Origin of the sequence: Candidatus Devosia phytovorans, assembly GCA_029202405.1 — a bacterium.
GTDB classification, from domain to species: domain Bacteria; phylum Pseudomonadota; class Alphaproteobacteria; order Rhizobiales; family Devosiaceae; genus Devosia; species Devosia phytovorans.
In genome coordinates this window covers 891813-915718 of the sequence record CP119312.1, presented here as the reverse complement: position 1 = coordinate 915718, position 23906 = coordinate 891813, and the positions used below count along the sequence as shown (strand labels likewise).

17 protein-coding genes are annotated in these 23906 nt (G+C 62.5%); 3 read left to right on the top strand and 14 right to left on the bottom strand.

Features of this window, described 5'->3' with window-relative positions; translation table 11 throughout:
• Positions 1 to 12: 12 nt before the first annotated feature.
• The 8 genes from P0Y65_04500 to P0Y65_04465 form a co-directional block, all read right to left on the bottom strand.
• Positions 13 to 1038, bottom strand: coding sequence for an NAD(P)/FAD-dependent oxidoreductase (locus P0Y65_04500; GenBank protein WEK05523.1), 1026 nt, complete (start codon positions 1036 to 1038; stop codon positions 13 to 15).
• A gap of 121 nt (positions 1039 to 1159) precedes the next feature.
• Positions 1160 to 2434, bottom strand: a complete 1275-nt coding sequence (locus tag P0Y65_04495) for a phosphoadenylyl-sulfate reductase (GenBank protein WEK05522.1) — start codon at positions 2432 to 2434, stop codon at positions 1160 to 1162.
• Positions 2421 to 4079, bottom strand: a complete 1659-nt coding sequence (locus P0Y65_04490) for a nitrite/sulfite reductase (GenBank protein ID WEK05521.1) — start codon at positions 4077 to 4079, stop codon at positions 2421 to 2423. The genes P0Y65_04495 and P0Y65_04490 overlap by 14 nt, the downstream gene beginning before the upstream one ends.
• Complete coding sequence (locus tag P0Y65_04485; protein ID WEK05520.1) at positions 4066 to 4389, bottom strand: DUF2849 domain-containing protein; 324 nt, start codon at positions 4387 to 4389, stop codon at positions 4066 to 4068. Before P0Y65_04485 ends, P0Y65_04490 begins: the two co-directional genes overlap by 14 nt.
• 4 nt (positions 4390 to 4393) lie before the next feature.
• The gene (gene cysG / locus P0Y65_04480; GenBank protein ID WEK05519.1) at positions 4394 to 5785 is read right to left on the bottom strand and encodes a siroheme synthase CysG; all 1392 of its coding nucleotides are present in this window, start codon (positions 5783 to 5785) and stop codon (positions 4394 to 4396) included.
• Between the two features lie 188 nt (positions 5786 to 5973).
• Positions 5974 to 6294 (bottom strand): 2Fe-2S iron-sulfur cluster-binding protein, encoded by a 321-nt coding sequence (locus P0Y65_04475; protein WEK05518.1) that lies wholly within the window; start codon positions 6292 to 6294, stop codon positions 5974 to 5976.
• A 231-nt stretch (positions 6295 to 6525) separates the two neighbouring features.
• The gene (locus P0Y65_04470) at positions 6526 to 7695 is read right to left on the bottom strand and encodes an SAM-dependent methyltransferase (protein WEK05517.1); all 1170 of its coding nucleotides are present in this window, start codon (positions 7693 to 7695) and stop codon (positions 6526 to 6528) included.
• Entirely contained in the window at positions 7692 to 9293 is a 1602-nt protein-coding gene (locus tag P0Y65_04465; GenBank protein ID WEK05516.1) for a peptide chain release factor 3, read from the bottom strand. The genes P0Y65_04470 and P0Y65_04465 overlap by 4 nt, the downstream gene beginning before the upstream one ends.
• A gap of 540 nt (positions 9294 to 9833) precedes the next feature.
• On the opposite strand from P0Y65_04465, the gene P0Y65_04460 reads away from it, so the two are divergent.
• Positions 9834 to 10127, top strand: a complete 294-nt coding sequence (locus P0Y65_04460; GenBank protein ID WEK05515.1) for a HigA family addiction module antitoxin — start codon at positions 9834 to 9836, stop codon at positions 10125 to 10127.
• Here the strand turns inward: P0Y65_04460 and P0Y65_04455 are convergent.
• Positions 10124 to 10522, bottom strand: coding sequence for an Hpt domain-containing protein (locus P0Y65_04455; protein ID WEK05514.1), 399 nt, complete (start codon positions 10520 to 10522; stop codon positions 10124 to 10126). The genes P0Y65_04460 and P0Y65_04455 overlap by 4 nt on opposite strands.
• 368 nt (positions 10523 to 10890) lie before the next feature.
• Between P0Y65_04455 and P0Y65_04450 the strand changes: the two genes are divergently transcribed.
• On the top strand, positions 10891 to 16182 hold the full coding sequence (locus P0Y65_04450) for a hypothetical protein (protein WEK05513.1): 5292 nt from the start codon (positions 10891 to 10893) through the stop codon (positions 16180 to 16182).
• A gap of 269 nt (positions 16183 to 16451) precedes the next feature.
• On the opposite strand, the gene P0Y65_04445 is transcribed toward P0Y65_04450, so the two are convergent.
• From P0Y65_04445 to acs, 5 genes are all read right to left on the bottom strand, one after another.
• On the bottom strand, positions 16452 to 17645 hold the full coding sequence (locus P0Y65_04445) for an MFS transporter (protein WEK05512.1): 1194 nt from the start codon (positions 17643 to 17645) through the stop codon (positions 16452 to 16454).
• Positions 17646 to 17777: 132 nt separating this feature from the next.
• Complete coding sequence (locus tag P0Y65_04440) at positions 17778 to 18842, bottom strand: glycosyltransferase family 1 protein (GenBank protein ID WEK05511.1); 1065 nt, start codon at positions 18840 to 18842, stop codon at positions 17778 to 17780.
• A 103-nt stretch (positions 18843 to 18945) separates the two neighbouring features.
• Positions 18946 to 19740: a UDP-2,3-diacylglucosamine diphosphatase gene (locus tag P0Y65_04435; protein ID WEK05510.1), complete on the bottom strand. Its 795-nt coding sequence runs from the start codon at positions 19738 to 19740 to the stop codon at positions 18946 to 18948.
• Between the two features lie 87 nt (positions 19741 to 19827).
• Positions 19828 to 20913, bottom strand: a complete 1086-nt coding sequence (locus tag P0Y65_04430; protein ID WEK05509.1) for a glycoside hydrolase family 3 N-terminal domain-containing protein — start codon at positions 20911 to 20913, stop codon at positions 19828 to 19830.
• 209 nt (positions 20914 to 21122) lie between these two features.
• A complete protein-coding gene (acs, locus tag P0Y65_04425) occupies positions 21123 to 23069 on the bottom strand; it encodes an acetate--CoA ligase (protein ID WEK05508.1) in 1947 nt (648 codons plus the stop codon).
• 196 nt (positions 23070 to 23265) lie between these two features.
• Between acs and P0Y65_04420 the strand changes: the two genes are divergently transcribed.
• Positions 23266 to 23898: a GNAT family protein gene (locus P0Y65_04420; protein WEK05507.1), complete on the top strand. Its 633-nt coding sequence runs from the start codon at positions 23266 to 23268 to the stop codon at positions 23896 to 23898.
• Positions 23899 to 23906: the final 8 nt, after the last annotated feature.

The window sequence follows — 23906 nt, the reverse complement described above, 5'->3', positions numbered from 1 at the left end:
AGTCAATAAGGCTTAGGCGACGCCCAGCTTCTTCTGCAGCTTGGTGGAGCTGGTCGTGTACTGGAACACCACCCGCTCTCCAGGGGAGACAATCGCCTTGGCGGCCTGGGCCATCAGCGCGGCTTCGTGGAAGCCGGAGAGGATCAGCTTGAGCTTGCCCGGATACCAGTTGATGTCGCCAATGGCGAAAATGCCGGGCACCGAGGTCTCGAACTTTTCCGTGTCGACCTTGATCGTATTGTCATTGAGCTCGAGGCCCCAGTCGGCCACCGGACCCAGCTTCATGGTGAGACCAAAAAAGGGCAGCAGGCGCGTGGCCGGGATGGAGAGATCGCCGGCATCGGTGGTCAGGTGCACATGGTTGATCTGGCCATTCTCGCCGTCGAGCTTGGCAATCTGGCCGAGCTGGAAGTTGATCTTCCCATCGCCGACCAGCTCCTTCATCTTGTTGACCGAAGCCGGCGCTGCCTTGAAGGCATCGCGGCGGTGCACCAGCGTCAGCGTGCGCACGATGGGCTGCAGGTTGAGCGTCCAGTCGAGCGCCGAGTCGCCACCGCCGACGATGACCACGTCCTGATCGCGGAAGTCGTCCATCTTGCGCACGGCATAAAAGACCGACTTGTTCTCGAACTGCTCGATGGCATCCACCGGCGGGCGCTTGGGCTGGAACGAGCCACCGCCGGCCGCGATCACCACCACCTTGGTGTGGAAAATCTCGTCGGCATCGGTTTCCAGGCGGAACGAGCCGTCTTCCTGCTTCTCGATGGTATTGACCATGCGGTTGAAGTGGAACTCGGGCGCAAACGGCGCAATCTGCGCCATCAGGTTGTCGGTCAATTGCTGGCCGGTGACGATGGGGAAGCCCGGAATGTCATAGATCGGCTTTTCCGGATAGAGTTCGGCGCACTGGCCGCCGGGGCGATCCAGAATGTCGATGAAATGGCATTTGAGATCGAGCAGCCCGAGTTCGAAGGCGGCAAACAGCCCGCAGGGGCCGGCGCCAATAACGACAACATCGGTGGTGATCTCAGTGCTCATTTCAAACTCTGCTTTGGGCCGCCAAGGCCATTACGTCTCCCTGCGCCATCCTCGCCGAAACGGACATGACACAGATCAAGCTGGATGGATCAGAAATCCTGACTAGTCCGGTCCACTTACATCAGTGGACGCGGCGAAGGAAGGGGCGCGTGCCGACGGGCACTTCGGTGACCCCGACCGGCTGGTAAAACAGCGCCACTTCCGGCAGGCGATTTTCGATCAGCGCCTCGCGGGTCGGCTCATGCGTCACCACGAATGCATTGAAGCCGCAGCGCCGCATCAGCGGAATCTGATCCTGCAGGACATCGCCTACCGCCCTGATTTCACCGGCATATTTATAGCGCTCACCCAAAAGGCGAGCCGTCGAATAGCCGCGCCCGTCCGAAAAGGCCGGGAACTTGATGGCAACCGAAGCAAAGCGCGCCAGATCGCCCTCGACCTGTTCGATATTGTCGCCCGGCACGACCAGCAGGCCCAGCGGATGCTGGCTTGCGAGAAATTCGTCGCGATGCTCGAGGAACACCGGCAACGGCACATGTTTGTATGCAGCCGTCTCCACCGTGCTCTCTTCGGTCCATTCGTGGAATGGGTCGGCGATGAAACCGCCATCCTTCCAGAGCTTGTGTCTGTTTGCAGCTTGCATAGGCGAGGCGATCGCTCCACTGAAATCGTAATGGATGCCGCATTCCTTCTTGTTGAGGCCGCGCCACCGTCCGGCGCGCGGATCCTCGCCCTCGGCAACCACCGAGGTGCAGGGCGCGCAGCCAATCGACTTGTAGCCCTTAGCGAACAGCGGATGCTCGGGCAAGCCGTGCTCGACCTTGTAGGCGTTGACATCGGCGTCGTTGAAATAGGCAAGGGGATTGACCTTGATGCGATCATCGCTCGTCAGCTCGAAATGCGGCAGCACGCCGCGTTCCTTGGTCTGGAAGCGCTTCCGCCCCGTGACCCAGCCACCATACTGCTCGGTGATCGGCTCCAGCGGCTCGGTCTTGCGGATATGGCAGCAGCTGTCCGGGTCCGTTTCCCACAAATTGCCATTGGGATCGAAGCGCTTCACGTCATCCGGATTGGGGTGGATGGCATGGACATTGATCAGGCCGAGATGCTTCCTCAGCGTCTCGACATAGGCCAGCGTCTCGGCAAAATGCTTGCCCGTTTCGAGGAAATAGACCGGCATGCTGGGGTCGACCTGCGCCACGATATGCAGCAGCACGGCCGAGTCCGCGCCGAAGGACGAGACGATCGCCAGATCACCCGGCAGCACGTCGCTGACTGCGTAGCGCAGCACGCCGACGGCATCCATTTCGTCGAACATGCCATTCAGCGCGAGAATGCCCAGCGCACGCAGCTTTTCGTGGGCTGCGGGGACGGGCGCCAGTTTAGGCATTGCCATAGAGGGCCTCCTTGAACGGCGCTTCCCCCAGACGCCGATAGGCTTGGATGAAGGTCTCGTCCTTGCTTTCGCGGCGGGCGATATAGGTATCAACCAGCGTCTCAATGGCGCCGGGCACATTCTTGGCTTCAAAGCCGGGTCCGATGATCTTGCCCACCGATGCACTCTCGGTGGCGTCCCCACCCAGCGTGATCTGATAGAGCTCGCCGCCCTTCTTCTCGACGCCAAGAATGCCGATATGGCCGACATGGTGATGCCCGCAGGCATTGATGCAGCCGGAAATCTTGATCTTGAGATCGCCGATTTCCGCCTGCCGCACCGGCTCGGCGAACTTCTTGGAGATTTCCTGCGCGATCGGGATCGAGCGGGCATTGGCCAAGGCGCAGAAATCGAGCCCCGGGCAGCAGATCATGTCGGTGATCAGCCCATTGTTGCCCTCAGCCACACCCGTCGCCACCAGCCCGTCATAGACGGCCCGCAGATCGGCAATGGCGACATGGGGCAGCACCAGGTTTTGCTCATGCGTCACCCGCAGCTCGTCATGGCCATAGCGCTCGGCTATGTCGGCAATATCGTCCATCTGCTTGTCGGTCGCATCGCCCGGCGCACCGCCGACGGGCTTCAGCGAAATCGTCACCGAGGCATAGCCCGGCTCGCGATGGGAATTGATATTGTTGTCGAGCCAGCGGCCATAGGCCGGATCGATGATGGACTCGTAGGCCACATCCACCTTTGCCGCGCCCTGCGCCTTGAATACCGGCGGCGCGAAATAGGCCGTGATGCGATCGACCTCGGCTTCCGGCAGCGTCAGCACGCCACCGCGCACTTCGGCAAACTCGGCCTCGACCTGGCCCTTGATGGTCTCGAGGCCCTCCTCATGCACCAGGATCTTGATGCGGGCCTTGTACTTGTTGTCCCGACGACCATAGCGGTTGTAAACGCGCATGATGCTTTCGAGATAGGCCAGCAGATGCGCATTGGGCACGAAGCTGTTGATCAGCTTGCCGATCATCGGCGTACGGCCCAGACCACCGCCGACCCAGACTTCCCAGCCAATATCGCCCGCCGCATTGGTCGCCGCCTGCAAGCCGATATCGTGGAAGCGGATGGCAGCACGATCGTTCGGCGCACCGGTCACGGCGATCTTGAACTTGCGCGGCAGGTAGGAAAATTCGGGGTGCAGGCTCGACCATTGCCGCAGGATCTCGGCGATCGGGCGCGGGTCGATGATCTCGTCGGCGGCGGCGCCGGCAAAATGATCGGCCGTGACATTGCGGATGCAGTTGCCCGAGGTCTGGATGGCGTGCATTTCCACCGATGCCAGCTCTTCGAGGATCGCCGGAATATCCTTGAGCCGCGGCCAGTTGAACTGGATATTCTGCCGCGTGGTGAAATGGCCATAGCCGCGGTCATAGGTCCGCGCGATATGGGCAAACATGCGCATCTGCTTCGATGACAGCGTGCCATAGGGCACGGCAATGCGCAGCATATAGGCGTGCAGCTGCAGGTAGAGCCCGTTCATCAGCCGCAGCGGGCGGAACTGGTCTTCGCTGAGCTCGCCCGACAGGCGACGCTTCACCTGGTCGGAAAACTGCGCCGTGCGACCTGCGACGAAGGCCGCGTCGAATTCGTCATATCGATACATGGCCGTCCTCCCCGAGGTGCTGGCGGTCGTAAATCTGGCCGTTGAGGGTCAGCGGCGCCGTCGGGCCCGCCGCGCGAATACGCTCGCGCAGCCGCTTGGGCGTCAGCACACCGGCCTCGGCGGTAACCTCCTCGATCTCGACGCTGACGATCCGGCCCGTCGCCTTGGTGGCGGCTATGGCGGCGTCGCGCTCGGCCGTCTCTTCCTTGGAAAAGACCCGGGCGGTCTGCAGGTCTTCGACCCACCTGTTCTGCGCATCGAGGTAGACCGTCCCCCCCGATATCAATTCATTGCCAGTCAGAATTTCCATGCTGCTACGCTACCTTGAAGCTCATGCCGGCAAGCTGGGCGGCATTCGCCCAGTCACCGGCCTCAACGGCTTCGCCTACGAAGATGATTGCGGGCCCATCGCTGAATTCGACCTGGCCCATGGCCAGAGCGCTCAGCGTGCCCGAATAGGTGGATTTGTCGGCCCGGCCCGCATTGACCACGATGCCGACCGGCAAGTCTGCCCGCGCGCCATGCGCGATCAGCCGCGCCGCGACATCGGAGGCAATGGACTTGCCCATATAGAGCGCCAGCGTCAGGCCAGACTGGGCCAACTGCGCCCAGTGGCTGAGCTCGCCTTCATCGGCCCCATGCGCCGTCGCCATGATGAAGCCGCTCGATACCTTGCGCAGCGTCACCGGCGTCGCCGTATCGGCAGCGGCCGCCAGCGCCGCGCTGATGCCCGGCACGATCTGATAGCCAATCCCCGCCTTGCGCAGCGCCGCGACTTCCTCGCCGGCACGCCCGAAGATCATCGGATCGCCCGACTTGAGCCGCGCCACCCGCTTGCCCTCGCTGGCCAGCCGCACGATCAGCGTATTGATCTGCGCCTGGCTAAAACTGTGATGGCCCTTGGCCTTGCCCACGTCGATCCGCTCGGCATCGCGCCGGCCCATGTCGACCACGACCGTGGGAACCAGCTGGTCATGCACGATGACATCGGCCTCCTGCAGCAGCCGCTGCGCGCGGAGTGTAAGAAGGTCTTCCGAGCCCGGCCCCGCGCCGATCAGCCAGACCACGCCTTCAGCCGTGCCCGACACATGTTGGCTCAGCAACGCTGAAGCAGCCTCAAACCCCTGCCCCGCCTGTTCGGCCGCCTCGATCTCTGGCGAGGTTACCAGCTTCTCATAGAAGCGCCGGCGGCTAGCACCATCGTGAATCAAGGCCTCAGTAGTTTTACGTAACTGCCCGGCCAGGCGCGCTATTTTGCCCAGACCCGGCGACAGCATGGCTTCAATCCGCGCCCGCACCAGCCGCGCCAGCACGGGTGCATCGCCCTCGGTCGAAATGGCAATGGTCAGTGGCGCACGATCAACGATGGATGGCGTGTAGAAATCGCACTCGGCGGGCACGTCCACGACATTGAGCGGAATGCCGCGCGCACGCGCCTCGGCCTTGGCCAGCTCGGCATCGTCACTCTCCTCGGCAACGAAAACCAGGGCAGCGCCGTCGAGGTCGGAAGCGGCAAAGGCGCGCTCCGCGAGCGTGACGTGGAAACTGCCGAAGATGGGTTCGATGTGCCGGGAGATAATCACTACTGATGCAGTAGTCTTAGTGATCAACCGGACCTTGTTGAGGGCTTCTTCACCACCGCCGATGATGACGATGCGCAGACCCTGTACCTTGTAGCTCAACGGAAATGTGTTGAGGTAACCCATCGGAACCCTGTTGGTGAACGCTGGCAAAATAATCTATTCCGGCCCACCCAAACAAGGCGTTGAAATCCAATCGCTTTTATATTTCCCTTGGCAGGCAGCGCTTGGAATGGGCCCCGTGCCCACACAATAAAGCCGCCAAAAGAATCTTTCGGCGGCCCGTGAGGAGAAAATTTTGCTTTGAAGCGATCCTAGCCCTGTCGGCTCGGCACATGCACGACGAGGCCGTCCAGTGCGTCCCTGACCTTGATCTGGCAGCTCAGCCGGCTCTTGGCCGTCACGTCGAAGGCAAAGTCTAGCATGTCCTCTTCCATGTTGGATGGGCCGCCGACCACCTCGGTCCAGGCGTCATCAACATAGACATGGCAGGTGGCGCAGGTGCAGGCACCGCCACATTCGGCAATAATGCCGGGGACGGCATTCATGATGGCGGTTTCCATCACGGTCGCGCCATTCTGTGCCTCAGTCTCGATGCGTTCGCCGTCCTGCTGGACGAAAGTGATCTTGGTCATGGGTCTCGGTGGGCTTGCTGTGTGAGACGGATATAGGGGATTCAGGCGATTTTTGTAACCACCCATACCGCCACACCCACGGTGTCATCCCGGCCTTGAGCCGGGACCCATCTTGAGATGGCGCAACAGCCGCAAGGTGGTTCGAACGATCGACCTTGCGGCGGTGGAATGATCTCGGGATGGGCCCCGGCTCAAGGCCGGGGTGACATCGAGTGTGGGAATGTTCCGGAGCTAAAGCCCCAGCAACCCCTCCAGATAATGCCGCTCCACCCCGAACATCGCCTTCACATCGGCGATCTGCTTGAGCACGGCCTCGCGGTCCCGCCCCATGCGACCATCCTTTTCGGCGACGATCAGGTTATTCTTGGGCGTATGCGCGTCGGAAACGAACTCGAACACCTTCGTTTTGTAGCCATTGAGCTCCAGCAGCAGCGCCCGCAGCGTATCGGTGACCATTTCCGCCTGCCGCTCAAGGAAAATCCCGTGCCGCAGCAGGACCTTCAGCTCACCCGCCGGCTTGCCCGCCTCCATCTGCCGCCGCACCTGCTTGTGGCAGCATGGCGCAACCGCAATCAGCGACGCGCCAGCCTTGATGCCCTGATAGATCGCATCGTCCGTCGCCGTGTCGCAGGCATGCAGCGCAATCACCGCATCGGCACCGCCCGCGTCATAATCGATGATTGTACCGGCCTCGAAGCGCAGATCGGCAAAGCCCGAAGCCGCCGCCGTCGCATTGCCATCCCTAACGAGAGCGTCGCGCAGCTCGACACCGATCACCTCCAGCGGCCGCGTGGCCGCGAGGTGGTCATAGAGCGCGAAATCGAGATAGCCTTTGCCCGCACCCATATCCAGAATGCGCGGCTTCTCCGCCTTGATCGCCTGAATCAACGGCGAAAAGATCTCGACCATCTTGTTGATTTGCCGGAACTTGTCCTGCGCATCATTGCGCACCTGACCGTCCTTGCCAGTAATACCCAGCGCATGCAGCCAGGGCTTTTGCGTCTCGGTCAGCGGACGGTTCTTGGCCCGATCATGCCCGGTCGATGGCGCGTCACGACCCGATACTTCGGTTCGCTTCAACCGCACCTTATCGCCATTGCGCTCGAAACTCATGTCGAATTCGGTCGTCGACAACTGCGCCGAACGATATTCATCCCTGAGCCCGTTGCGCAGGGAGGCCAGAGCTTCGGGCTGGATGAAATTCTTGATGATGTCGCGCGTCTTGTAGTGGAAGGTGAAGCTGAACTTTTCGGCGCCCTTGGCGACGATCTTCTTCACATCCACATTCTTGAGATCGGCTTCCTGGCCGTGATAACCGGCCAGCCGCAACCGCACGAGCGTATTGCCCGCGAAGGCTGTCTTCACGGCCGAGAGAAATTCCTCGATGCGTTCCGCGCTCAATGCCGTTCCTTCGTCGTCAGGAAGGCGATCTTGGGAAAGTCCTGCTTGGCGCGATCGGCCCACCAGGCGTTCTGCGCCAGGAATACCGGCGCGCCATTGCGATCCTCGGCCATGTTCATCTTCTGCGCCGTGATGAACCGATCGAGCTCCTTGGGATCCTCGCTCTCGATCCAGCGCGCGACCTCATAGTTGAGGCTCTCGAAGGTGATCGGCACGCCATATTCCTTGGCGACGCGCGCGCTCAGCACTTCGAGCTGCAACTGACCCACCACGCCCACGATCCAGTCGGCGCCCACCATGCGGCGGAACACCTGGGTAACGCCCTCTTCCGAAAGGTCCGACAGGGCCTTGGCCATCTGCTTGGTCTTCATATGATCGGTCAGGCGCACACGGCGGATGATCTCAGGAGCGAAGTTCGGAATCCCCGTCACATTGATCGTCGCGCCCTCGGTCAGCGTATCGCCGACCGACAGCGTGCCGTGGTTGGGAATGCCGACGATATCGCCCGCCACGGCCTGCTCGGCCAGTTCGCGATCATTGCCGAAAAAGAACATCGGATTGGACACGGCCATATCCTTGCCCGAGCGCACATTCTTGAGCCGCATGCCGCGGCTGAACGTCCCCGAGCACAGGCGCACGAAGGCGATACGGTCGCGGTGATTGGCGTCCATATTCGCCTGCACCTTGAAGACGAAGCCGGTGACCTTCTTCTCGTCCGGGGAAATCGGCGCCGGAATGGCCGGCTGCGGCCGCGGCTCCGGGCCCCACTCGCCCAGCGTGCGCAGCAGTTCGGCCACGCCAATACCCTTGAGCGCCGAGCCGAACAGCACCGGGCTCAGATGCCCGGCATGGAAAGTTTCGAGATCGAAGGGCGGCAGCATGGAGGTCGCCATCTCAAGCGTCTCCAGCGCACTCATAAAGACCGCGTCGTCCACCAGCGTCTCGTTGTCGAGCAGGTCCTCGATCGCCTCGTATTCGGCAATCGGCTTGCCCTGCGGCGACACCACGCGCTTTTCGAAGAGATCGAGATAGCCGTGGAAATCGACGCCCTGCCCGATCGGCCACAGCACAGGCGTCAGGTCCAGCGCCAGCTTGCCCTGGATTTCGTCGATCAGGTCCAGCGGGGAAAGGCCCTCGCGGTCCACCTTGTTGATGAAGGTGATGATCGGAATGTCGCGCAGACGGCAGACTTCGAACAGTTTCAGCGTCTGGCTCTCAATGCCCTTGGCGGCGTCGATCACCATGATGGCTGCGTCCACGGCCGTCAGCGTGCGATAGGTATCTTCCGAAAAGTCCGAGTGGCCCGGCGTATCGAGCAGGTTCAGCGTCAGCCCGTCATAATCGAAGGTCATTACCGAGGAGGTGATGGAAATGCCGCGCTGCTGCTCCATCTCCATCCAGTCCGACCGCGTCGACCGCGTACCCGATTTGCCGCGCACGGCGCCGGCCGACTGGATCGCGCCGGCAGCCGCCAGCAAGCGTTCGGTCAGCGTCGTCTTGCCAGCGTCCGGATGCGAGATGATCGCAAAGGTACGGCGGGTACGGAACGGCTCGGCAGAAAGCCGGGGCGAAGCCTCGGCGGCACTGGATAAAGACATGGGCGTTGCTGGACTCTTCGGGCCGCAGCAAAGCGCGGCAGGATTGCGCGCTATATAGGTGATGGGAGGAAGAGGGTCAAATTGGCTAGAAGCCAATAGCAGTATACAAAATTGCCTTACGTTTAGGGGAGCAGATGCTGTTGGTCGATTACCGGCAAGAAGCAATTGAGAATGCTAGGGGTGCGATAAAGGCAGCTTTCCTCCTAAATGGAGGAGCGGCCGTGGCACTACTCACACAAATATCCAATATTCCACATGTCATCGCGGGCGCTGTGCTGTCGTCAATGCTTTGGTGGTCCGTCGGCTTATCATGCGCTGCGTTGGCGTGGGTCGCCGCTTTCTTATCAACACGCTACGTTGATAAGTGGTTGGACGAAAACGAGGACAAGCACCGCGTGACGTCCAACAACGCACAGTATGCAGGGGTGCTACTTATCCTGGGATCAATGCTAGCCTTTTTGATAGGCAGTATATGGTTGGCTGCCGGCTTCCACGGAGCATACGCTTAACAAGCGCTATCGCACGAAAATGGAGCGAGAAATGACCATCACGGTGCCGGTCTTCCACCCCGGCGAAATCCTGCAGGAAGAATATCTTGTGCCACTCGGGCTGTCGGCAGGCGCCCTGGCCAAGCGGCTGAACGTGCCGAGGACCCGTATTGAGCGACTGGTGAAACAGACTCATCCCGTCACGGCTGACACGGCGCTGCGTCTGGCTAAGTTTTTCGACACCACGCCGCATTTTTGGCTGAACATGCAGGTGGCATATGACCTCGACCAGGAGGCCGGGGCCCTCGCCGAGGAACTCGACAGGATCGATGTTCTGGCGGCCTAGACCGCCGCTTCCTTACCCAGCAGCCCCGTGATGAAGCTGCGGACTTCCTCCACCGCGATGCCCAGGTCGGCGATGCGTTCTGGGGTGAGGGGCCGGCCGGCCTGGAGTTCCACTTCGCAGGCCTTGGCCTGGTCGGCGATCGCCCAGGCGCCGACGCCGCTGGAAGCGCCCTTGATCGAGTGCAGGTTCAGCGCCAGATCATCAAAGCTCTGGGCCTGCTGCAGCCGACCAAAATAGGTGCGGACCGTCGCATCGAACATTCGCAGGATTTCCAGTTCCAGATTCTCGTCGCCCAGGCACTGTTTGGCCAGGTGAACCAGATCGATCGGGCGCATGGATCGCGCCTGCGATCGCTGACTGCCGCTATCGAGCGCCGCTGCTGCTGACGTCGCCATTGAACCAACTCCACTCAACTCGCGTGGCGACGCGTCAGGGGATAAACCGACAATGCCACGCAACAAGCCTAGATTGACTGGGTGAACAGTCGATTAAGCCACATCTTCGCCTTGGTTGGCCGATTGAGGTGGCGACATGTCTTCCCCAAAAAATTAACCTTTGGGTAAGATAGCGCTCGGATTGCGTAAAATTGAATGTATTAATGAGCTTTAAACCAGCGCGCGGCGGCGGGGGTTGGGGAACGATGCGGGGCTTTTGCATCGAATTGTTTCCATTTGACGATGCGACCGGAAACGGCTGCGGAGTCATGACAACGTCTATATGTCCGCCTGAGCGCTGCGAAGCCGACGCGAGAGTTGTATAGAGTATGGCGAAGAACCCGACCCCGAGTAACGATCCTGCCGCACTGGCCTTTTCGGCCGTCGAAGACGCGCTGAAGGATTCGGTGTTCAACCTCGACAGCACGCCTGAGAAGGCGCCAGAGCGCCGCACCAGCGACGCTGCCCGCTCCGAGCGCCTGCGCGCCGCCGACAAGATCGCCCAGCAGGCCGGTCCCGTTGCCAATGACGACCGCTTCCCGGCCAAGATCCTCTACAATCTCAACAGCCGTTCCTCGGCCACCCCGACCTGGATCGCCCTTGTGCTGTCGCTGGTCTGGCTGGCCGTCGCCAGCGCCGTCGCCTGGCTGCGCTATGGCCCGCAGATGGCCAATTTCGGCCAGTTCGTCGGCACCATCGATTTCGTTGGCCTGCTCGCCATCCTTTTCCTGCCCGTCGTCGGCTTCTTTGCCGTCGCCACCCTCTTCCGTCGCGCGCAGGACCTGCGCAATGCAGCCTCTTCGATCACCCAGGCCGCCATGCGCCTGGCCGAGCCCGAAGTCACCGCTGCCGACAAGGTCGCCTCGGTTGGCCAGGCCGTGCGCCGCGAAGTCAATGCCCTGGGCGATGGCCTCGAACGCGCCCTCTCCCGCGCCGGCGAACTCGAAGTGATGATCCACAACGAGGTCACCGCGCTCGAACGCACCTATTCGGACAATGAATCGCGCATGCGTGCGCTGATCGCCGAACTGGCCAGCCAGCGCGAAAGCGTCCTGACCAATACCGAGCGCGTCCGCGAAGCCATCACCGAAAGCCACACCGGCCTGGTCTTTGATCTCGACATGATCAGCCAGCGCATCGCCGGCACCATTGTCGAAAGCGGCGGCAACCTGACCCGCGCGCTCGAAACCGCCGGCAACACGCTGACCAACAGCTTCGGCGAACGCACCGACGGCTTCGTCTCCCTCGTCGACAACCGCACCAATGACTTCCTCGGCGCGCTCGATGAAAGCGCCAGCCGCCTGTCGATCACCTTCGACGACAAGACTGCCACCATGGCCAGCGCGCTCGACGAACGCGCTGCCGAGCTCAATGCTGGCGTCGAAAACCGTATCTCCTCGCTCACCGACGCACTCGACCAGCATTCGATCCAGATCGCCAATGCCATCGACTCGCGCACCCAGGGCATCGAACAGCGCACCTCGGCCCTCACCGGCAGCTTCGAGGAACGCACCTCGGCCATCACGGGCCTCCTCGAACAGCGCACCGATGACCTGACCTCGGCGCTCGACGAGCGCACGCAGAGCCTGTCTAATCTTCTGACCGAAGGCGGCGCCTCCCTGCTCGACCAGTTGCGCAACCGCGGCCACGAAGTCACCGGTGGCCTCGACATGATCGGCCAGCGCATTATCGAGGACATTTCGGCCCGTTCGCACGAAGCCGAAGTCATGCTGAACGCCCTTACCCGCCAGCTCGATGAATCGGTTTCCATCCAGCTCAACGCCATGGATAGCCGCCTGCAGTCGGCCATGATCGAGATCAATGGCGCGCTGGACGACACTTCCGAACGTGCCCGCATCACGCTGGCTTCGGCCGGCCAGGATTCGCTCGGCCAGTTCGACGCCCGCCTTACCGAAATCGCCTCCATCCTCGACACCCGCCTGCATACGCTTGATGGCGTTATCGGTGATAAGGGCGACAGCCTGATCGAGCGCCTCGAAGCCCAGGGCACGAGCTTTGCCGCCCGCGCCAATGTGCTCGAAATGGCGCTCAACGAGGAATCCGGACGCTTCAACGACGTGGTCTCGGAACGCACCCGCGAACTGGGCGAAGTGCTCGGCGCGCGCACCAAGGCGATCAATGAAAGCCTCACCAACCGCAGCCGCGAAATCTCGGATTCGCTCGACACCCATGTCGGCGTCATCGACGAGACCATCGGCGCGCGCACCAAGGCCATCGAGGACGCCCTCACCACCCGCACCAGCGAATTGTCCAGCGCCATCGAGACCCGTGCGCTCGAACTGGACGAAACCCTGGGCAGCCACAGCCGCGACATGAGCGAAGCCATCCGCCTGCGCAGCCAGGAACTGGGCGACACGCTGTCCGGCTCGACCTCGGCCTTCGACCAGGCTATTTCCGGCCGCACCCAGCGCCTCGCCGACACCCTGTCGGAAAAGACCGCCGCCCTGTCGCTCGAAATCGAGACCCGCACCGGCTCGCTCTCCAGCCAGCTCGAAGAGCGCACCGACATCCTCGTCACCAAGCTCGACGACCGCACCGGAACCCTGTCGGCTCAGCTCGAGGATCGGACCACCAACCTGGTCTCCCAGCTCGATGACCGCACCGGCTCGCTCAACTCTGGCCTCGATGATCGTATCGGTGCCCTCGTCTCCCAGCTCGACGAGCGCGCCGGCACTCTGACCGGCGAACTCGAAGTCCGCACCAGCGAATTCCGCACCGCCCTCGATGGTGGCACGGCCCAGCTCGCCCAGGCGGTCAACACCCGCACCCAGCAGCTTTCCGATGCGCTCAACCAGCGCACCCAGTCGCTCAGCGACACGCTGGCCACGCACACTTCGTCCATTGGCGAAACCATCGGCCTGCGCACCAGCGAACTGGCCGAGACCATTTCCCAGCAGGGTGAGGACGCCCGTGCCAAGATCGATGGCGCATTGCGCGAAGCCACCGACAACATGGGCAACCGCGTCAATTCCATGTCGACGCTGATCGCCGAGAAGGTGGTCGAGCTCAACACCAACCTCGGCACCGGCCTCGACAGCGCCATCTCGCGCCTCAACGATGCCGAAACCGGCATCACCGCCCGCATTGACTCGGTGTCCTCCACGGTCAGCGAAAGCGCCCGCCAGGCTGCCGAACTCATCGAGACCGGCGTCAATTCGGCGCGCAATGCCATTACCGACATGGTCGACAGCCGCCTGGGCACCCTGCCCGAGGCCATCACCGCCCGTGCCGACATCACGGCCGAACGCCTGGCTGCGCTCAACGCCACCATCAACACCTCGATCACACAGTCGATGACCGATCTCGAAGCCGGCGCCGACCGCATCGAGGAAACCATCGCCACCCGCATCACCGCGGCCAGCCAGAACATCGTCTCCGATATCACCACCACGGCCAACCGCATGGATGGTGCGGTCCGCACGGCTCTGGAACAGATCCGCGTCGCCGCTGGCGAAGTCGATCACCTGCTGACGGTCAAGGCTGTCGGCGCGGTTGACAATATCGAGACCCGCCTCACCGACATCAACCAGTCGGTCGAACAGCACACCACGACCTTCTCGCGTCTCGTCACCGAAAAGTCCGAGCAGCTGCAGTCCGCGCTCAACAGCCACGGCAACCTGCTGCGCGATGCCCTGGGCGACAATGCCCGCGAGGCCGAGGCCATCATGGCCGTCTCCACCTCGCGCATCCTCACCGACGTCACCTCGGCGCTTGGCAAGCTCAACGACAGCAACCTGCTGCTGCAGCGCGTGCTCGACGCCTCGACGGCCAACCTGGCCAATCTCGAAACCAGCGTCGCCCAGCAGACCGCGACCTACTCGACCACCGTGCGCGACGCCATCGGCCAGACCGAACAGGCCGGCACCATGGTCAGCCAGCACGTTCAGGCCCTGCAGACCACGATCCGCGGCATGGTCGACGAATTCTCCTCGGTCCTCGGCAAGCTCGATTCCGAAGCCGCCAACATGTCCCAGGCCACCAACGCGCTCACCATCACCAGCGACGATGCCCTGCAGACGCTGGAAGATCGCCGCGGCGCCATGGATGCCCTGGCCCAGAGCTTTGCCACCCGCGCCGACGATATCGATGGCCGCATGCGCATGTTCGCCCAGTCGATCGCCGATACGGTCAACGATACCGAACGCCGCCTGATCGGCGCCCGCCGCGCCATGGACGAGGCCCTGACGGCAACTACGGGCTCGATCGTCGAAACCATCGAGGCGTCCACGGCCACCGTCGCCAATGCCATCCAGGGCAATGCCGACCAGGTCGACAATGCGGTGCAGCGCGCTGCCGATGCCGCCGCTGCCGCCCTCAGCCAGACCGCCTCCTCGGTCCGCCTGGCCCTGGGCGACCAGACCAACCAGGTCAATTCGGCGCTGGAAGAAAACGCCAACCGCGTCAGCGACATCCTGGCGTCCACCGCCGGAAGCGTCACCGACGTGCTCACCTCGACCACCAGCACCCTGGCCGACTCGATCAACGACAGCACCTCGTCGGTGCGCAATGCCATCGCCTCCAACGCCGGCACCTTCCGCCGTGCCATGGACGAGGCCACGGGCGAAGTCGGCGAGAAGATGGGCGACTTCCGCACCGCCGCCGATGCCGAAAGCCGCCGCGCCGGTGCAGCCCTGCAGCAGGCCCAGCAGCTCATGGCCGCCGAAATGCAGCGCGCCATCGAGGAAGCCACCCAGCGCTTCAACGACACCGCCCGCGCCATGCGCGAGACGGCCCGCGAAGTGGGCAGCGAACTCGAAGCGACCCGCGCCGAACTGGCCCGCGGCGTCAACGAGCTGCCCGAGGAAACTCGCGCCAGCGCCGCTGCCATGCGCCGCGTCGTCGCCGAGCAGATCGAAGCCCTCAGCGAGCTCAACGCTATCGTGCGCAGCCAGCCGGCCACCAATGATCTCAACGATCGCCGCCCGCCGAGCCGCCCTGCCCCAAGAATCGAGAGCCGCATTGAGCAGCCTCGTCAGGCCGAGCCCGTGCGCGAAACCTACCGCGAGCCCGCCCGCCAGACCCTGGTCGATCCGATCCGCACCATGGAACGTGCGCCCGAGCCCGTGCGTCAGCCCGAGCCGGTCCGTCAGGCCGCTCCCGTTCGCCAGCCAGAACCCGCGCGTCAGCCCGAACCCGCCCGCCAGCAGGAGCCGGCACCGGTTCCCGAAGCCGAAGCAGCTCCCCAGGCCAATGGCGGCGGCTGGCTGCGCGACGTGCTGCGCAATGCCACGGCCCAGCAGCAGGGTGCCCAGCCCCAGCAACAGGCTGGTCTCTCCGGTCTGACCGAAGAGATCGCCCGCTCGATCGACGACCGCGCCCTGGCCGATGCCTGGGCTCGCTACCAGGCCGGCGAGTCCAATGTGTTCTCCCGCCGCATCTACACCCTCAGCGGCCAGGGCACCTATGACGACGTCCGCAAGAAGCTGCAGCGCGAACCCGACTTCGCCCGCACCGCCCAGGCCTATATGAGCGAATTCGAACAGCTCCTGAAGCGCGCCGCCGCCGGCGCTAACCCTGCTGCCGAAACCCGCGACTACCTGCTGAGCGACCGCGGCAAGGTCTACACCACCCTGGCCCACGCCAGCGGCCGGTTGAGCTGAGACCCAGATCAGAATGAAAAACGGCCCCGGGATTTCGGGGCCGTTTTGTTTTGCGGGGCGTGGCGAAGAAGAGTTTTGCGGGTACCCCTCCTATCCTCCCCTGATAGGGGGAGGGACCGCTCAGCGTAATTGGAGAGATCGTGCCCCAAGCAGGATTTGTCCCTCCCCCTTTTCAGGGGGAGGATAGGAGGGGGTATTCTTGCTTCCTTGTTGCAGTAGCAGGACCTTGAGGCTTGAGCGCATAGGTTTGGGTCAATCGCGCCATCCCCCTACTGCGCATCCTTGGGCGGTCGCAGCTTCAGCGACCACAGCACGCATCCGATCGCCAGCAGCGCCGTCACCGTCGAATAGAAAAACGCGTGGCTGCCGAAATGCTCGACCAGGACGCCAAAAAAGATCAGCGCCGTCATCGACGCGCCCATGCTCAGCATATTGGCAAAGCCCTGCGCCTCGGCAGCATTGGCCTCGTTTGTCCAGTTGGCGATGAAATGCACTACGCCGAAATACCCCATGCCAAACGTGAAGGCATGCAGCAACTGGGTGAAGAACAACACTTCCACCGGCGGATTGAAGGCCATGATGGTAAAGCGCACAAGGCTCGCCATGGCCGCAGCAAGGATCATGTTGCGCGCCGTCACCCGCCCGCCAAAGCGTCGCCAGGCGAACATCAGCGCCGCCTCGCCCGTCGCCGCTATCCCCAGTAGCGGGCCCAGGAAATAGTTGGGAATGCCGTTCTCATGCCAGAGCAACGCACCGAAACTGCCGATCAGCGCATTGCTGGAATTGACCAGCGCAAAGGCAATGAGGGGCAGCACGAACCAAAGTTGCAGCGAATCCTTGAGCCGGCTTCGGGGTGCTTCCACCCCTGGCACATTGGCCAGCGTCACCTTGGGCGACGGCGAACGGAAGCGCGGCAACAGGAAGGCCAGTGCCACCCGCACCACGACCGTCAGCACATAAAGCGTGATGAAGGCGCCCGACCCCAGCACATTGAGAAACAGCCCCAGCCCCGCCGCGGCAAACACATACCCGATCGTCGCCCAGGCCCGCACGGCGCCGAAGTCGGTGCCATTGCGCCGCGTCATGCGCACCGTGGCAGCATCGATCACCGGCGCGATCAATCCATTGCTGGTGGCACAGAGCGCCCAGACCAGCAGGATCCCCCAGAATTCGGAGACGAAATACAGCGGCAGCGGCGCCAGTGCCGACAGGAGCGACAGCCCGATCAGCGCCGAGCGCCAGTCATCGGCCTTGTCGGCGATCCGCCCGACGACGAGATTGAGCAGCAGCAGGCACAGCGTCGGCAGCGCGTTGATCATGCCGATCTGGTCGGCCGGCAGGCCATGCTCGCTCAGCCAGATGCCGAGAAAAACCGAGGCCACGCCGCCTGGGACATAGACCGTGAATTGATAGATGGAAGCGCGCAGCTCGGGCGTATCCAAGCGCGCAAAGGCCGGTGGCATGGAAGGTCAACTCCGGGCCAAGGAGGGCCCGGTGTCCTTCGTGAATCGAATCGACGGCCAATTCAAGGCGGATTTTGCAACGTTATTGCAGTTGTATGGCAGTGGTTGCCAAATGGTGGCAGCAACGCATCATCACGCCGTCGCCGACAGTGGCTGTGCACGCCCCAACAGCGGCTCAAGCGCATTGAAGAACTGCCCGGCGCTGGCCTCCCAGGTGAACTTTTCGCCATGCGCCCGCGCATCTTCGCGACGCAGGGTCAGCGCTCTGCTCACCGCCTGGTTGAGGTCCTCATCCAGCGCCCCGGCCCGCCTGTCGCTCAGCACATCCAGCGGCCCGGTCACCGGATAGGCGGCGACCGGCGTGCCCGAGGCCAGCGCCTCTGTGATGACATTGCCGAATGTATCGGTGAGGCTCGGAAACACCAGCACATCGGCGCTCCGATAGCACTCGCCCAGTTCTTCGCCATGGCGATAGCCGAGAAAAACAGCCTCGGGATAGTCGCGCATCAACCGCTGGCAATCGGGCCCATCGCCAACGACGATCTTGGTGCCGGCCACCTCGAGCTTGAGGAAGGCCTCGATATTCTTCTCGGCGGCCACCCGCCCCACATGCAGCAGGTGTGGGCCGGCAAATTCGGCAAACTGTGTCTTGGGGCCGGGTCGGAAGCGCTGGCCATCGACGCCGCGGCTCCACAGCACCAGATTGGCAAAGCCTCGCGCCACGAGGTCGTCGCGCAGCGATGGCGTCGGCACCATGGTGCGGGCGGCGGCACTGTGGAACCAGCGCAGATAGCCATAGGTCCAATCCTGCGGAACGGGCATGCGCATCGCCAGATATTCGGCAAAGCGCGTGTGAAAGCTGGTGGTGAAGCCCAGGTTCCGGTCGAGGCAGTATTGCCGCGCCAACAGGCCCAGCGGGCCTTCAGTGGCGATATGGATGTGATCCGCCTCGACAGCGCGAATGTGTCGGGCCACCGCGCTGCCCGTCGCCAGTGACAGCCGGATCTCCGGATAGGTCGGCACGGGCAGCGTCCAGAACTTTTCCGGCGTAAGGTAATGCACCTCGTGCCCCGCCGCGGTCAGCACCTTGCCGACGCTCTCCAGCGTGCGCACCACGCCATTGATCTGCGGGCGCCACGCATCGGTGACGATCAGGATGCGGCGGGGGGAAGTCGATTTGAACGCTTCGGTCAGCATGGCGACACCGTGGGTTCGAGTTCCCACACAGTGTCACCCGAATCCGCGTCACTGGCATGAAGGCCGGGTGACGGCGCGGTGACGCGCTAAACCTCTGAAAAACCTAGCTGGCGCGGCGCAGGCGGAACTTGCGCGGCTCGCCGGCCACCATTTCGGTCCACTTCACCAGCTCGAATTCGCCCTCAGGCGTTTCGACGATCGCCGTGCAGCTTTCGACCCAGTCGCCGGTATTGATATAGTGGATGCCCAGCCGGTCGTGGATATCGGCGAAATGGATGTGACCGCAGATCACGCCATCGACGCCCGATTCCTTGGCCTCATGCACCAGCGCCTCCTCGAAGCGCCCGATGACCGAAACCGCATTCTTGACCTTCTGCTTGGCCCAGGCCGACAGCGACCAATATTGCAACCCCAGCCGCCGGCGCACCCAGTTCAGCGCCAGGTTGATGCGCAACGCCGCATTATAGGCCCAGTCACCGACATGGGCGAGCCACTTGGCATTCATCACCACCACGTCGAACTGGTCGCCGTGGATGACGAGATAGGTCTTGCCGGTTGCCGAGGTATGCACGGTGCGATCGACGAATTCGACCTCACCGAAATAGGTGCCCAGATACTCGCGCAGGAATTCGTCGTGATTGCCCGGCAGATAGACCACGCGCGTGCCGGCATTGGCCTTGTCGAGCAGGATCTGCACCAGCACGTTGTACTCGCTGGGCCAGTGCCAGCTTTTGGCCAGGCGCCAGCCATCGAGAATGTCGCCGACCAGATAGATGGTCTCGGCATCATGCGCGCGCAGGAATTCGATCAGCTGCCCAACCCTGATCGGCTTCATGCCCAGGTGAACGTCCGAGATGAATATAGCCCGAACGCGCCGGACTTCGCGGTCATCCGCCATTAAGCAACGACTCCTGCTTCCTGGCGCGCACCTTATCTGCGCTTGGCGCATACGCCAAGTTTGCGGTCACTTTTGGTGGGGAAATGCTCAGCCGATCCGCGCCTTGAGCGCCACGATCCGCTGGTAGCTTGTCTCGATCAAAGCCTTGAATTCGGGATCTGCTTGCGCCTCGGCAAGAAGAATGTCGAGGATCTCCTGCCCCAGCCCCGCGCGATACTGCGCCGTATTGGAGAACAACAATATATCCATACCAGCGCGAACCGCCTTGGTGACGGTCTCCTCCAGCGTGAAATGATCGCGAATGGCGCCCATTTCGAGGTCGTCGCTGATCACGACGCCATTGTATTTCATGTCGCCGCGCAGAATGCCGCTGATCCAGCGCTTCGACAGCGACGCCGGATTCTGTGCATCTGATTCTGAATGGGCGGCATGATAGAGATGGCCAACCATGATCATGTCGACGAGACCATCCGCCATCAGTGTCTTGTAGGGGACGAGTTCCTCGGGCTTCCACGACTGGGTGATATCGACAAAACCCTCGTGGCTGTCGGCCGTCGACGAGCCATGCCCCGGAAAATGCTTGGGCGCGGTGAGGAGCCCCGCCGCGTGATGCGCCCTGACGAAGGCCTCGTCATAGGCGGCCACAGTCGCCGGATCGGCGCTATAGGCGCGGCCGAACTTGGCGATCACCTGGTTGTTCGGATTGAGATTGACGTCAGCCACCGGCCCGAAATTGACGGAAAAGCCCAATTCGGCAATCAATTTGGCCATGCTGCCATAGATCGTCTCGGCCTGCTCCGGCGTATTGGCGGACGCAATGCTGGCGGCACTGGGGATCTCGGCAAAGCCCACATCCGCCGTCAGCCGCTCCACCGACCCGCCCTCCTGGTCCAGCGTGATGAAGGGCAAGAGTTCGGGCGACGCCGAACGGAACGCCGCATTCATCTCGCGCACCGCATCGAGTGATTTCACATTGGTCTTGAGATACATGACCCCGCCGATCTTGCCGGCAGCCAGCTCCTCGCGCAGCGCCACGACCGACGCATCTTCCGCGTCATCGCCCTGGAAACCCACGACAATCATCTGCCCCGCCATCTGCTCAAGGCTTTGCGCATGGGCAGAACCGGTCATCAGCAGCAGCGGCAGGATGGCAAGAGAGCGATGAAAGGTCACGGGCACGTCCGGAGGGAAGGAATCACCAAGGGACGATGACCGGCTAAAGCCGCCGAAACAATGTCGAAGAAGAAATTTTGAGGGGGTCCCCCCTCCTAGCCTCCCCCTGAAAAGGGGGAGGGACACGGCTGGTGAATTTGGCAAGATAGAGCCACGCACTGGATCAGTCCCTCCCCCTTTTCAGGGGGAGGTTAGGAGGGGGTATCCCCTTAACGATTCTGCCGGTTCTCGATCAGATCCGTAACCACAGCCGGATCCGCCAGCGTCGACGTATCCCCCAGTGATCCGAAATCATTCTCCGCCACCTTGCGCAAAATCCGGCGCATGATCTTGCCAGACCGCGTCTTGGGCAATCCCGGCGCCCATTGGATCAGGTCCGGCGAGGCAATCGGCCCGATCTCCTTGCGTACCCAGTTGCGCAACTCGCTCTTGAGCCCGTCATCGCCGCTCTCGCCCGCCATCAGGGTCACATAGCAGTAAATGCCTTGGCCCTTGAGATTGTGCGGATAGCCCACCACCGCCGCTTCCGAAACTTTCGGATGCGCCACCAATGCGCTTTCGACTTCCGCCGTCCCCAGGCGATGGCCCGAAACATTCAGCACGTCGTCGACGCGGCCGGTGATCCAGTAATAGCCATCCTCGTCGCGACGGGCGCCGTCGCCGGTGAAGTAATAGCCCTTGTAGGTCTCGAAATAGGTCGAGACGAACCGGCCATGGTCACCCCAGATGGTGCGCGCCTGCCCCGGCCAGCTGTCCTTGATCGCCAGCACGCCCTCAGCCTTGACCTGCTCCTGAAGCTTTCCCTCCGGTGACAGCATCACCGGCTGCACGCCATAAAAGGGTTTTGTCGCCGAACCCGGCTTGGTCGGGATGGCCCCGGGGAATGGCGCGATCATGTGCCCGCCTGTTTCAGTCTGCCACCAGGCATCGACAATGCCGCAGCGCTCCTTGCCGACATGCTTGTGATACCACAGCCAGGCTTCCGGATTGATCGGCTCGCCCACCGTGCCAAGCAGGCGCAGGCTCGGCATGTCATATTTGTCGGCATAGTCGCTGCCCGCGCCCATCAGCGCGCGGATAGCGGTCGGCGCCGTGTGGAACACGTTCACCTTGTGCTTTTCCACCACCTGCCAGAAGCGGCTCGGGTCCGGATAACTCGGAATGCCCTCGAACATCACCGTGGTCGCGCCATTGGCCAGCGGCCCATAGACGATATAGCTGTGCCCCGTCACCCAGCCGACGTCGGCCGTGCACCAGAAGATCTCGCCGCGCTTGTAGTCAAAGCTCAGTTCCTGCGTCATCGCCGCATAGGTCAGGTACCCACCCGTCGTATGCAGCACACCCTTGGGCTTGCCCGTCGAACCCGACGTATAAAGGATGAACAGCGGATCTTCCGCGCCCATCGGCTCGGGATCGTTGAATGGCTCGACGCCTGCAGCCGCCTCATGCCACCACACGTCGCGACTGCCCTTCATCGGCACATCGGCGCCGGTATTGTGCACCACCAGCACCTTGGAGACGCCCGGACAATCGTCCAGCGCCTTGTCCACATTGGCCTTGAGCGGAATGGTCTTGCCACCGCGACGCCCCTCGTCCGCCGTGATCACCACGGCAGAATCGCAGTCATTGATGCGGCCAGCCAGCGCGTCGGGCGAAAACCCGCCGAACACCACCGAATGCACCGCCCCGATCCGCGCACAGGCCAGCATGGCATAGGCCGCCTGCGGGATCATCGGCAGGTAGATGGTGACGCGATCGCCCTTCCGCACGCCCAGCGACTTCAGCACATTGGCGCAGCGGCAGACCTTTTCATGCAGCGTGCGATAGCTGATATGCTCGCTCGGTGCGTTCGGGTCATCCGGCTCCCAGATGATGGCGATATCGTCGCCATGATCGAGCAGATGCCGGTCAATGCAATTGGCCGCCACATTGAGCACGCCATCCTCGAACCATTTGATCGAGACGTCCGGATAGGCAAAGCTCGTGTTCTTGATCTTCGTCGGAAACCGCACCCAGTCGAGGCGCCTGGCCTGCTCGGCCCAGAAGCCGTCCGGGTCACTGACCGACTGCTGATAGAGCGCATCATACTGCTCTGCGGTCGTGTGGGTGCGTGCGATCGCAGCCGCACCTGGCTGGAATACGAGCGGCTCGCTCATACTGATCCTCCCTTGTCTCTCCCAGCATCCGTTCTAATGACCGACCCTGATCCGGGCAAGGGCCTGACGGCGCTGTTCGTGCTCTAAGTCCCGGTGATCGCTTCGCTACTCGCCATTAACTGCCCGGCGGCTAGAGTCTTCGGCGGATTTGACCACAATGATAGAGTGTGCCCGCATCGGATCGGGAGAACCGGCAATGAGCGAGATTTCCGCCAGTAGCGACCAGGCCCCGTCGGCCGCGCCCCGCTCGCCGATGCGCCCCGGCACCTATGCCGATATTGCCCTGATCCATGACAAGCTCATGGAAGCCATCGAGACCTCGCCCTTCTACAGCGACGCCTTCAAGGCCTACGAAAAGGCGCGCCTGACCAAAACCTATCTCGCCGGCCTGATCGACGCCGATCCCCACCATGTCATGGTGATGCAGCGCGACGGCAAGCCGGGCGGCTTCATGATTTCGGGCCCCGAACTGGGCACGCTCTGGCTCTATTGGAGCTATGTCTTTCCCGAAAACCGCCGCTCGAGCCTGGCGCTATCCTCCATGCGGGCCTTCATCAGTCACTGGGAAAACGGACGCTTCCACAAGATCGCCACCTATACCAAGACGGGGAATGAAGCCGCCGAGGCGATTGTGGGTCGCATGGGTTTTGACCATGTTGCCACGCTGAAACAGCACATCTTCGGCGAGGACTACCTGCTCTACGAGCGCCCGCTCAACAAGGTGGAGCCAGGCTACGATCGCGGCACCAAGGGCGGGCTGAAGCATCGCCTCGTGCGGATGGTCAAGCTGTTCTTCGCGCGCTGGGAATTCAACGACTTCAGCAACTGACCGCAGAC

Excerpts from the sequence above, each read along its gene's own strand:
- P0Y65_04435 (WEK05510.1), bottom strand. The coding sequence starts at position 19,740 with ATGGCGGATGACCGCGAAGTCCGGCGCGTTCGGGCTATATTCATCTCG.
- P0Y65_04500 (WEK05523.1), bottom strand. The coding sequence starts at position 1,038 with ATGAGCACTGAGATCACCACCGATGTTGTCGTTATTGGCGCCGGCCCC.
- P0Y65_04460 (WEK05515.1), top strand. The coding sequence starts at position 9,834 with ATGACCATCACGGTGCCGGTCTTCCACCCCGGCGAAATCCTGCAGGAA.
- P0Y65_04445 (WEK05512.1), bottom strand. The coding sequence starts at position 17,645 with ATGCCACCGGCCTTTGCGCGCTTGGATACGCCCGAGCTGCGCGCTTCC.
- P0Y65_04495 (WEK05522.1), bottom strand. The coding sequence starts at position 2,434 with ATGGCAATGCCTAAACTGGCGCCCGTCCCCGCAGCCCACGAAAAGCTG.
- P0Y65_04475 (WEK05518.1), bottom strand. The coding sequence starts at position 6,294 with ATGACCAAGATCACTTTCGTCCAGCAGGACGGCGAACGCATCGAGACT.
- P0Y65_04455 (WEK05514.1), bottom strand. The coding sequence starts at position 10,522 with ATGGCGACGTCAGCAGCAGCGGCGCTCGATAGCGGCAGTCAGCGATCG.
- P0Y65_04485 (WEK05520.1), bottom strand. The coding sequence starts at position 4,389 with ATGGAAATTCTGACTGGCAATGAATTGATATCGGGGGGGACGGTCTAC.
- P0Y65_04465 (WEK05516.1), bottom strand. The coding sequence starts at position 9,293 with ATGTCTTTATCCAGTGCCGCCGAGGCTTCGCCCCGGCTTTCTGCCGAG.
- cysG (WEK05519.1), bottom strand. The coding sequence starts at position 5,785 with ATGGGTTACCTCAACACATTTCCGTTGAGCTACAAGGTACAGGGTCTG.
- acs (WEK05508.1), bottom strand. The coding sequence starts at position 23,069 with ATGAGCGAGCCGCTCGTATTCCAGCCAGGTGCGGCTGCGATCGCACGC.
- P0Y65_04450 (WEK05513.1), top strand. The coding sequence starts at position 10,891 with ATGGCGAAGAACCCGACCCCGAGTAACGATCCTGCCGCACTGGCCTTT.
- P0Y65_04490 (WEK05521.1), bottom strand. The coding sequence starts at position 4,079 with ATGTATCGATATGACGAATTCGACGCGGCCTTCGTCGCAGGTCGCACG.
- P0Y65_04420 (WEK05507.1), top strand. The coding sequence starts at position 23,266 with ATGAGCGAGATTTCCGCCAGTAGCGACCAGGCCCCGTCGGCCGCGCCC.
- P0Y65_04440 (WEK05511.1), bottom strand. The coding sequence starts at position 18,842 with ATGCTGACCGAAGCGTTCAAATCGACTTCCCCCCGCCGCATCCTGATC.